This is a genomic window from Mycobacterium sp. (assembly GCF_019243155.1).
GTDB lineage: Bacteria > Actinomycetota > Actinomycetes > Mycobacteriales > Mycobacteriaceae > Mycobacterium.
Window position 1 is genome coordinate 1 of the sequence record NZ_JAFAUS010000211.1, and the last position, 10,185, is coordinate 10,185.

Below are 10,185 nucleotides of genomic sequence, written 5' to 3' on the forward strand. Positions count from 1 at the left end.
CTCATCGTCGAGATCACCGAGAGCGCGCTGGTGGACTCGGCGCGCTCCCGCAATACCGTCGCCGCGTTGCAGCGGCTCGGCGTCCGCATCTCGCTGGACGATTACGGCACCGGATGGTCGTCGCTGGCACGCCTGCAGGATGTGTCGGTTGACGAGTTGAAGCTCGACAGAATATTCGTCGCTCGACTGGCCCAGGACCCGCGGTCGGTCGCCATCGTGCGGTCGACGGTCGCGCTGGCACACAGCCTCGGCGCGGACCTGGTCGCCGAGGGGGTCGAGGACAAGGTCACGTTGAGCGCGCTGCGCCGATACGGCGTCACCATCACCCAGGGCTTCGTGCACAGCCCGCCGTTGCCGTCGGGTGATCTGCTGGATTGGATTGCCGGCCACGCGCCGGAAAGCAATGCGACCCAGTCCGAGCAGGTCGGCTGATCGACTCCGAAAAGCGTTACTAGAAAAGCTCTTTCGCCAGCAGCTCGAGCGTAGCGACCCGGCCGGGCGCCGATGCGGGGTCGGTACCCCGAGTGGCCGACGCGACCGGGTTCACCATCACCTCGTCGACGCCGAATCGGGCGGCGAGCGCGCGGACCTGCTCAGCGGCCTCTTGCGGCGCGCCCAGCACGGCGCGCTCCAACCCGCTCTCCACGATTCGCTGCTGCTGCCCAGTCAGCTCCGCGACCTGAGCCTCTTCGACCAGCGGCACCGGCCCGAGCGGCTGCCCGGTCCGCAGCCTCGCCATCATCTGCAGGTTGGGCAACATCAAAGCCGTTGCCTCCTCGCGTGTTTCGGCCACTGCGGCGTTCACCGTCAGGAACGTCACGGGCTCCGCGGCCACCGAACTCGGCCTGAATCGCGAGCGATAGATCTCCAGGGCCTCTTCGGTGCCCTTGCCGGAGAAGTGATGGGCGAACACGTACGGCAGGCCCTTGGCCGCGGCCAACTGCGCCGAGTACATCGACGAGCCCAGTAGCCACAGGCTCGGTTCGGCGACGGCGGCGGGAGTGGCTTTGAGGGTGTAGTCGCCGGAGCGCAGCGGAACCCGGACCCCCCGCGCGCTCATCAACGCCGCCACGTCGTCGAGGTAGTCCGGGAAGTTCTCGATGTCGCGGCCGTCCTGTCCTCCCCGCAGCGCATAAGAGGTCACCGGGTCGGAGCCGGGCGCGCGCCCGATGCCGAGGTCGATGCGGCCAGGGGCGGCCGCCTCCAGCAGCGCGAACTGCTCGGCCACCGCCAGCGGCGCGTGGTTGGGCAGCATCACCCCACCCGAACCGAGCCGCACCCGTGAGGTCTGCGCGATGAGATACGCGATCACCACCGGCGGGCTGGTGGCACCCACGGACGGCATGTTGTGGTGTTCGGCGACCCAATAGCGGGTGAAACCCAGCCGGTCGGCGGCCTGCGCCAGCTGCACGGTGGCCGCCAACGCGTCGCCGGTCGTCTGATCGGTACGAACCGGGACGAGGTCGAGGACGGAAAGACGCACGCTGCCATCAACGCCGGATGCCACGCGAACGTTCCCGGTCAGTAGTCCTTGAGGGTGATCGAATTGACGATCCGGTCGAAGACTTCCTGCGGTATCGGGGCACCGCCCGGGATGTTGTCGACGACGAGCCATTGGTTGCGCTTGACGTAGTCGTTGAATTCGCGGTGGTAGTTGGTGAAACCGGCCGCGTAGTCGTCTGTCCCGCCTTTTGCGGCGGCCGCGAGCTCGCCGGCCATGACGTAGGCACCCAGCAGTGCGACGCTGGTCCCCTGTCCCGACAGCGGCGAACAGCAGTATCCGGCGTCGCCGACCAGACCCACCCTGCCCCGCGACCAGCGGTCCATCTTGATCTGCGACATTTCGTCGAAGTAGAAATCGGTGGCCGTCCGCATGTATTCCAGCAGCTGCGGGCGTATCCACCCGTCGTCGGCCATCCGCCGTTCCAGCTCGGCGAATTGTGCCTCGGTGTCGCGATAGTCGATTCGCAGGTCGCTTTCCCAGAAGCCCACCATCGCCCGGGCCTCGGTGTTGTTGCGGGCGCTGTAGACGCCGGCCATCGTGGAGTCGCCGTAGTGCCATTTCTGCCAGTAGTCCAGGTCCAGGAAATTGGGCACGGTGAAGATCGCCGCGTGGGTGCCCAGCCTCTCGATGAACTGCTCCTCGGGACCGAAAACCAGCCGGCGCACGTTGGAGTGCAATCCGTCGGCGCCGATGACCAAGTCGAAACTGCGTGGCGCCGCGCGCTCGAAGGTCACAGTGACCGCGTCGCCGTCGTCGTCCAGCGCGGTGATCGTGTCATCGAAGATGTAGTCGGCAGTCCATTGGCTTGCGCCGTAAAGCAATTCGACCAAGTCGTCACGCAACAGCTCGACGTCCGGACTGTCGATAAGACCACCGGTGGGCGTCGATTCGGTGTCCTGCGACAGTTCATTGCCGTCACGGTCGACGACGGACGAGCCGCGAATTTGCGTCTTGCGCTTCTGGGCCGCGGCCAGCAATCCCATGCGCTCCAGCACGGTCAGCGCCGGACCGCGGACGTCAATCGCCTGCCCACCCGGTCGGGGCCCCCGATGCCGCTCCACCAGAGTGACCGAATAGCCGTGGCGTCCAAGCCAATATGCCGCCGCAGTACCGGCAACACTTGCGCCGGAAATCAGAACTTCAGTCACCGAATGTCCGCCAGCCTCTTTGCATCGCTAAAAACTTCGTCGAGCATTGCTGGTGTCAACCTACCGGTAAACATATTTTGCTGGCTCGGATGGTAGCAGCCCAGCAAGCGCACGCCGGGGGTCAAATCCGCGACGACCCCGTGGCCGAACCGCGGCTTGCGCGCGGCGGACGGGCCCGGCAGTCGCAGCGCGATCTGCCACGCGAATCCGCCCAGGGCCACGACGACGCGGACATGATCGGACACCAGTCGCCACTCGGCCTGCAGCCACGGCCAGCAGGAGTCCCTCTCGGCCGGCGTCGGCGCGTTGGCGGGAGGGGCGCACCGCACGGGGGCGGCGATCCGAACTCCGTTGGCCCGCAACCCATCCGCGGCGTCCACACTGGTCGGCTGATTCACCAGCCCGGCCCGGTACAACGCCGCGTAGAGCTGGTCCCCGGACCGGTCACCGGTGAACATCCGTCCGGTCCGGTTGGCACCGTGGGCGGCGGGGGCCAGCCCCACGATCAGCAGGCGCGGTTGCTCGGATCCCCAGCCCGGCACGGGACGCCCCCAGTACGGCTGATCGGCGAAGGCGCGCCGTTTGAGGACGGCAACCTCCTCGCGCCAAGTGACCAGCCGAGGGCAGGCCCGGCAGACGCTGCTCAGGGCGTCGAGTTCGGCTATCGATTCGGCTTGGGCAGCCAGCACCTCGACCCGTGCCGCATCGGGCGCGGCCGGGGTCCGCGGGGTGGCGCGATCGCCCGGCCAGCCGGTACCGGGAGCAACCGGAGAACCGAACGGCTGGCGGGTGCGTGGGTGGACAAGCACATGAACATCCTGCATTCGCACCGACGTGACCACGAAATCCACTGGCTCCCGTGCCGATTTGCGGTTAGATTCTCCGCGGTATCCATGAGTCATACTAGCCGCGGCCCGGCGTTCCTGATCCTGTTCGCCACGCTGCTGGCGACCGCTGGTACCGGCATCTCGATCGTCGCGTTTCCGTGGCTCGCCCTGCAGCACCGCGACAGCGCGAAGGACGCGTCGATCGTCGCCGCCGCCATGACGCTCCCCCTGGTGCTCTCCACACTCGTCGCCGGTACCGCGGTCGACTATTTCGGCCGTCGTCGGATTTCGCTGGTCTCCGACTCGCTGTCGGGCACGGCGGTGGCGGCCGTTCCGGTGATCGCATGGACTTTCGGTGGCGACGCGATCAACGTCGCCGAGCTGGCCGTGCTGGCTTTCTTTTCGGCGGCCTTCGATCCCGCGGGGACCACGGCGCGCCAGTCGATGCTGCCCGAGGCCGCCGCCCGCGCCGGCTGGTCGTTGGACCGCACCAACAGCGTCTACGAGGCGATACTCAACCTGGCCTACATCGTCGGCCCGGGTATCGGCGGGTTGATGATCGCCACGGTCGGCGGCATCAACACGATGTGGGTCACGGCGGGCTGTTTCGGGTTGTCGTTCATCGCAATTGGGGCGCTGCGGCTCGCCGGCACCGGCAAACCGCACGATGCGACCCGGCCCGCGGGGCTGGTGTCCGGGGTCGCCGAGGGAATCCGCTTCGTCTGGAACCTGCGGGTGTTGCGGACGCTGGGGTTGATCGACCTGGTTGTCACCGCCCTCTACCTGCCGATGGAAAGCGTGCTATTCCCCAAATACTTCAGCGAACATCACCAGCCCGCGCAGTTGGGCTGGGCGCTGGCGGCCCTCGGCGTCGGCGGAGTCGTGGGCGCGCTGGGCTATGTCGCGCTCTCGAAACGCACGCGGCGACGCACCGCCGTGCTGACCGCGACCCTCATCTTCGGTGCCGCGGCCGTCGGCATCGCGTTCCTGCCGCCGTTGCCGGTGATCCTGGTGCTATGTGGGGTGATCGGCCTGGTCTACGGGCCGATCCAGCCGATCTACAACTACGTCATGCAGACTCGGGCGCCGCACCATCTGCGCGGCCGAGTGGTCGGGGTGATGACGGGGCTGATGTATGCGGCGGGCCCGTTGGGCTTGCTGGTGGCCGGCCCCCTGGCCGACGCGGCGGGGCTGAAGGCGACGTTCCTGGCGCTGGCGGTGCCCATTCTGCTGATAGGCCTCGTCGCATGCGGCCTGCCGTCGCTGCGGGAGCTGGACAAGGAACCCGAGTATGCCGAGGACGCCGGGCCGTAAAATTCGGGCGTGGACGTGATAGCCGACCTGATCGCCAAGCTGCCCGACGGGACGGTGGTGACCGATCCCGCCATCACCGAGGGATACCGGCATGACCGCGCCTTCGATCCGTCGGCCGGCAAGCCGCTGGCCGTGGTACGGCCGCTGAGCACCGAAGAGGTGCAGACCGTGCTGCGCTGGGCCACCGCCAACCGTGTTCCGGTCGTGCCGCGCGGCGCCGGCAGCGGCCTGTCCGGCGGGGCGACCGCGCTCGACGGTGGGATCGTGCTGTCGACGGAGAAGATGCGTGCTATCTCCGTCGACCCGGTCACCCGGACCGCGGTGTGCCAGCCCGGCCTGTTCAACGCCGAGGTGAAGAAGACCGTCGCGGAATACGGCCTCTGGTATCCGCCGGACCCGTCGTCGTACGAGATCTGCAGCATCGGCGGCAACATCGCCACCAACGCCGGCGGGCTGTGCTGCGTGAAATACGGCGTCACCACCGACTACGTGCTGGGCATGCAGGTGGTACTGGCCGACGGCACCGCGGTCCGGCTTGGCGGCCCGCGCCTGAAGGACGTCGCGGGGCTGTCGCTGACCAAGCTGTTCGTGGGTAGCGAGGGGACGCTGGGCATCGTCACCGAGGTGACGCTGCGGCTGCTGCCCGCCCAGAACGCGTCGAGCGTGGTGGTGGCCAGCTTCGCTTCCGTGGAAGCCGCGGTGGACGCGGTGCTCGGGGTATCCGCCCGGCTTCGGCCCTCGATGCTGGAATTCATGGATTCGGTGGCGATCAACGCCGTCGAGGACACGCTGCGGATGGACCTGGACCGCGGCGCGGCGGCCATGCTGGTGGCCGGGTCCGACGAGCGGGGCCGCGCCGGCTCCGACGACGCCGAGGTGATCGCCTCGGTGTTCGCCGAAAATGGTGCGACGGAAGTGTTTTCGACCGATGACCCCGACGAGGGCGAGGCGTTCATCGTCGCCCGGCGATTCTGCATCCCCGCGGTGGAGAAGAAGGGCGCACTGCTGCTCGAAGACGTCGGGGTGCCGCTGCCGGCGTTGGGCGAGCTGGTCACCGGCATCGCTCGCATCGCGGCCGAGCGGGACCTGATGATCTCGGTGATCGCGCACGCCGGCGACGGCAACACCCATCCGCTGATCGTGTACGACCCCGCCGACGCCGCCATGGAGCAGCGGGCCCACGTCGCGTTCGGCGAGATCATGAACCTGGCCGTCGGGCTGGGCGGCACGATCACCGGCGAGCACGGCGTCGGCCGGCTGAAGCGACCGTGGCTGGACGGGTACCTGGGGCCCGAGGCGATGGACCTGAACCGGCGCATCAAGGAGGCGCTGGATCCGCTTGGCATCCTGAATCCCGGCGCCGCGATCTAGCTTCTTTGACGTTGCGCGAGTGTGCGCTGAGGGCGGGATTCGGGCGCTTTTTCGCGCCCTGGACGCACACTCGAAGCCACCAATGCACACTCGACACGGTTGACATCTTGTCGACACTGTCGTACCAATGAGACATGACTGCGGTTATGTCTCACAACGCACCGGTCAAATTCGAGCTCGCCACCGCCGACACCTGGCCCAATCCCTGGCCGATGTACCGCGCGCTACGCGACCACGATCCCGTGCATCACGTGGTCCCGCCTAAGCATCCCGAGGACGACTACTACGTGTTGTCCCGGCACGCCGACGTCTGGGCCGCGGCCCGCGATCACGAAACGTTCTCCTCCGCACAGGGACTCACCGTCAACTACGGTGATTTGGAAATGATTGGGCTGCAAGACAACCCGCCGTTTGTCATGCAGGATCCTCCGGTGCACACCGAATTCCGCAAGCTGGTGTCGCGCGGTTTTACGCCGCGCCAGGTGGCGGCGGTGGAGCCGAAGGTTCGCGAGTTCGTCGTGGAGCGCATCGAGGGGTTGCGCTCTAACGGCGGCGGCGACATCGTCACCGAGCTGTTCAAGCCGCTGCCGTCGATGGTGGTCGCGCATTATCTCGGTGTGCCCGAAGAGGATTGGGCCCAATTCGACGGCTGGACGCAGGCCATCGTCGCGGCGAACACGGCCGAAGGCGGCGTCGGGGCAGCGCTGGAAACCGTCGGCGATGCGGTCGGGTCGATGATGGCCTACTTCACCGGGTTGGTCGAACGCCGACGCACCGACCCCGAGGACGACACCATCTCCCACCTGGTCGCCGCCGGAGTCGGCGCCGACGGCGACATCTCCGGCACGCTGTCGATCCTGGCCTTCACGTTCACGATGGTGACCGGCGGCAACGACACCGTCACCGGCATGTTGGGCGGTTCGATGCCGCTGCTGGATCAACGACCCGACCAGCGAGAGTTGTTGGTAGCCAACCCCGACCGGATCCCCGACGCCGTGGAGGAGTTGCTGCGGCTGACTTCGCCGGCTCAGGGCCTGGCCCGCACGGTCACGCACGATGTGACGATCGAGGAGACCAACATCCCGGCGGGACGCCGAGTGCTGCTGCTGTACGGGTCGGCCAACCGCGACGAGCGCCAGTACGGGCCGGACGCGGGCGAACTCGACGTCAACCGCTGCCCGCGCAACATCCTGACCTTCAGCCACGGCGCGCACCACTGCCTGGGTGCGGCCGCCGCTCGCATGCAGTCCCGGGTCGCGTTGACCGAATTGCTTTCTCGTTGCCCGGAATTCGAGGTCGACGGGTCGGGCATCACATGGGCCGGCGGCAGCTACGTCCGGCGGCCGCTGTCGGTGCCGATTAGAGTGTAGTCCTGATGCCCAAGAGTAAGGACTGGCTCGGGTCCCGCCGCACCGAGGTCGCGGCGGACCGGATACTCGACGCGGCCGAGCAGCTCTACACCCAGCAGGATCAGGCCACCGTCGGGATGAACGAAATCGCCCGGGCCGCAGGCTGTTCCCGCGCGACACTGTACCGATACTTCGAGAACCGCGAGGCCCTGCGGACCGCCTACGTGCATCGCGAGACCCGTAGGCTCAGCCGCGCGATCAAGGAGCGGATCAGCGGCATCGACGAGCCCCGGGAACGGCTGATCGCGAGCATCATCGCGACCCTGGAGATGGTGCGCAGCAGTCCCGCGCTGGCGTCGTGGTTCGCCGTCACCCGCCCACCGATCGCCGGGGAACTGGCCGAACAATCCGACGTGATCACTGCCATGGCCGCCGCATTCGTCAACTCGCTCGGCGCAGAAGATCCCGCCGTCGTGGAGCGCAGGGCGCGCTGGGTGGTTCGAGTGATCACGTCACTGCTGATGTTCCCCGGTCACGACGAAGCCGACGAGCGCGCGATGCTCGAGGAGTTCGTCGTGCCGATCGTGACGCCGGTTTCCGCGCGCGGCTAACCGCGACTCTGACGACCGCTCAGTCGCGCACCCGGGTGAAACGGTGCAGCAACCAGGCGAGCGGGATCGTCACCACCACGGTCGCGACGTACAGGTTCAGCATCGGACCGGTGTACACGTGGGCCCGGACGATGTAGTCCATCGCGAATTCCATCGTCACCAGATGAATCAGGAAGATCTCATACGAGATCTCCCCCAGCCACACCATGGGGCGGCTGGCCAGCATCCTCGAATACCAGCCGTCGTCCCCCAGCGCCAGCGGTGCCACCGCGAGCGCGGCGATCACGGCATAGAAGCAGGTTTTGACGACGGCCTCGGTGACCGATGCCGGCGATGTCGTGGGTGCACCGGCGATGGGTGTGGCGACGATGAAGTAGCAGACGGTTGCCAGCGGTATGGCCACAAACGCGTAGCCGCGCACGCCCATCGCCTGCAGCACAGCCAAGATCATGCCGGCGAGGAACCAGGCCAGATACGTGGGCAGCCACAGCCGCGCGCCGTCGGGAAACCAGTGGTCGATATGCACGAAGACCAGCCACACCGGGCTGATCAACGTCAGCCCGGCCAGCGTGCCGAGCAGCAACCTCGGCTGCCACCGTCGTCGACAGACGAGCACCAACAACACATAGGACAACAGCGGCAGCAACAAATAGAAGGACGCCTCCACCGCGAGGCTCCACATCTGCGTCAGCCCCTGGTGCAGATACTTGCCCAGGTATCCGTTGCAGTAGATCTGCGTCAGCGTGAGATTGCGGAACAGCCCATACCAGGAGTGCCCGGGGTTGGGACCCGCATTGCGGAAGTGGTACAGCACGTAGGCGAACAGGACGGTGATGACGTAGGCCGGCATGATGCGCCGAACACGGTGCCACGCATAGCGACTCAGCGAAGGCGGTGGCCCCTCGGTGATGGCGGACTTCAACCACGGGCGGAACAACAGGAAGCCGGACAGCACGAAGAAGATCGGAACGCCGATCTCCATGCGGGAGCCGACCAGACCCCAATAGCCGTGGGTGTACTTGCCGGTGCTGTACGCCGCGTGGGTGCCGACGACGAGCAGCGCGGCCACGGCGCGGACGCCGGTCAGTGACGCGACACGGTCGACGTGCGAGGTCTGCTCCAGGCCGCCCTGGGCGTCCTGCTCTTCGGACACCGTCATTCAGCGCGTCTTTTATGTGGCTTGCCACCCTCGCGACGAGGCTTGTCGCGCGACTTCTCGGACGACGTCTCCGGGCGCAGGTTGATCAACTGACCGGAGATTCGAGTTCGCTCAAGCTTTTTGAGCGTGGCGGGCGGCAGCTTGACCGGGAGTTCCACCAGCGAGAAGTCCGGCCCGATGGCGATGTGGCCGAAGTCGCTGCGATGCAGGCCTCCCTCGTTGGCGATGGCACCGACGATCGCGCCGGGGCCGATCTTGTGCCGCTTCCCCACCGAGATCCGATATGTGGTGAATGGCCTTGTCTGCCTTGGCTTTCCAGAGCGATCCCGGCGTTCCTCCCGGCGCCGCTCGGGCGGTGGCTCGGGGGCCAGCAGGAATTCCTCACCGTCGCGGGCCTGCAGCGCGAGCGCGGCGGCGATGTCGGCCATCGGGATGTCGTGCTCACGCTCGTAGTCCTGGACCAGCTTGCGGAACAGCTCGATCCCCGGAGCGCCCAGCGCGTCGGTGATGGAGTCGGCGAACTTCACCATTCGCTGCGCGTTGACGTCCTCGACGGTCGGCAGTTCGGCCTCGGTGAGCGTCTGCCGCGTTGCCTTTTCGATCGCCTTGAGCAGGTGGCGCTCTCGCGGGGACACGAACAGCAGCGCGGTGCCCGAACGACCGGCCCGGCCGGTGCGCCCGATCCGGTGGACGTATGACTCCGTGTCGTGCGGGATGTCGTAGTTGAGCACGTGCGATATCCGCTCCACGTCCAACCCGCGCGCGGCGACGTCTGTGGCGACCAGGATGTCGATGCTGCCGTCCCGCAACGCGGCGATGGTCCGTTCGCGCTGCGCCTGTGCGATATCGCCGTTGATGGCGGCAGCGGAAAACCCACGCGCACGCAGCTTTTCGGCCACTTC

The 10,185-nt window shown here is 67.2% G+C and carries 10 protein-coding genes; 5 read left to right on the top strand and 5 right to left on the bottom strand.

Annotation, left to right across the window (positions count from 1 at the left end):
* The coding region (locus JOZ00_RS10400) for an EAL domain-containing protein (protein ID WP_293343405.1) at positions 1–432 on the top strand (432 nt) is incomplete at its 5' end.
* A gap of 19 nt (positions 433–451) precedes the next feature.
* Here JOZ00_RS10400 and JOZ00_RS10405 read toward each other — a convergent pair.
* The 3 genes from JOZ00_RS10405 to JOZ00_RS10415 are packed head-to-tail and all read right to left on the bottom strand — an operon-like array spanning position 452 to position 3,476.
* Positions 452–1,483 carry an LLM class flavin-dependent oxidoreductase gene (locus JOZ00_RS10405; protein WP_293343407.1) on the bottom strand — a complete coding sequence of 344 codons (1,032 nt, stop codon included), beginning with the start codon at positions 1,481–1,483 and terminating at the stop codon, positions 452–454.
* Positions 1,484–1,521: 38 nt separating this feature from the next.
* Complete coding sequence (locus tag JOZ00_RS10410; protein WP_293343408.1) at positions 1,522–2,652, bottom strand: FAD-binding protein; 1,131 nt, start codon at positions 2,650–2,652, stop codon at positions 1,522–1,524.
* Positions 2,649–3,476 carry a uracil-DNA glycosylase gene (locus tag JOZ00_RS10415; protein ID WP_293343420.1) on the bottom strand — a complete coding sequence of 276 codons (828 nt, stop codon included), beginning with the start codon at positions 3,474–3,476 and terminating at the stop codon, positions 2,649–2,651. The genes JOZ00_RS10410 and JOZ00_RS10415 overlap by 4 nt, the downstream gene beginning before the upstream one ends.
* A gap of 69 nt (positions 3,477–3,545) precedes the next feature.
* On the opposite strand from JOZ00_RS10415, the gene JOZ00_RS10420 reads away from it, so the two are divergent.
* The 4 genes from JOZ00_RS10420 to JOZ00_RS10435 all read left to right on the top strand — a co-directional run bounded on the left by JOZ00_RS10420 (position 3,546) and on the right by JOZ00_RS10435 (position 8,124).
* Positions 3,546–4,793 (top strand): MFS transporter, encoded by a 1,248-nt coding sequence (locus JOZ00_RS10420; protein WP_293343409.1) that lies wholly within the window; start codon positions 3,546–3,548, stop codon positions 4,791–4,793.
* Between the two features lie 9 nt (positions 4,794–4,802).
* Positions 4,803–6,164 carry an FAD-linked oxidase C-terminal domain-containing protein gene (locus JOZ00_RS10425; protein ID WP_293343411.1) on the top strand — a complete coding sequence of 454 codons (1,362 nt, stop codon included), beginning with the start codon at positions 4,803–4,805 and terminating at the stop codon, positions 6,162–6,164.
* A gap of 134 nt (positions 6,165–6,298) precedes the next feature.
* Positions 6,299–7,534, top strand: coding sequence for a cytochrome P450 (locus tag JOZ00_RS10430; RefSeq protein WP_293343413.1), 1,236 nt, complete (start codon positions 6,299–6,301; stop codon positions 7,532–7,534).
* Between the two features lie 5 nt (positions 7,535–7,539).
* Entirely contained in the window at positions 7,540–8,124 is a 585-nt protein-coding gene (locus JOZ00_RS10435; protein ID WP_293343415.1) for a TetR/AcrR family transcriptional regulator, read from the top strand.
* Positions 8,125–8,143: 19 nt separating this feature from the next.
* Here the strand turns inward: JOZ00_RS10435 and JOZ00_RS10440 are convergent, their stop codons facing one another.
* Positions 8,144–9,283 carry an acyltransferase gene (locus JOZ00_RS10440; RefSeq protein WP_293343416.1) on the bottom strand — a complete coding sequence of 380 codons (1,140 nt, stop codon included), beginning with the start codon at positions 9,281–9,283 and terminating at the stop codon, positions 8,144–8,146.
* On the bottom strand, positions 9,280–10,185 hold a 906-nt coding region (locus JOZ00_RS10445; protein WP_293343418.1), incomplete at its 5' end, for a helicase-related protein. The genes JOZ00_RS10440 and JOZ00_RS10445, both read right to left, overlap by 4 nt.

What these genes read in the sequence shown, in the direction of transcription:
- JOZ00_RS10415 (WP_293343420.1), bottom strand. Translation starts at nt 3,476, where the DNA reads ATGCAGGATGTTCATGTGCTTGTCCACCCACGCACCCGCCAGCCGTTC.
- JOZ00_RS10420 (WP_293343409.1), top strand. Translation starts at nt 3,546, where the DNA reads ATGAGTCATACTAGCCGCGGCCCGGCGTTCCTGATCCTGTTCGCCACG.
- JOZ00_RS10430 (WP_293343413.1), top strand. Translation starts at nt 6,299, where the DNA reads ATGACTGCGGTTATGTCTCACAACGCACCGGTCAAATTCGAGCTCGCC.
- JOZ00_RS10435 (WP_293343415.1), top strand. Translation starts at nt 7,540, where the DNA reads ATGCCCAAGAGTAAGGACTGGCTCGGGTCCCGCCGCACCGAGGTCGCG.
- JOZ00_RS10440 (WP_293343416.1), bottom strand. Translation starts at nt 9,283, where the DNA reads ATGACGGTGTCCGAAGAGCAGGACGCCCAGGGCGGCCTGGAGCAGACC.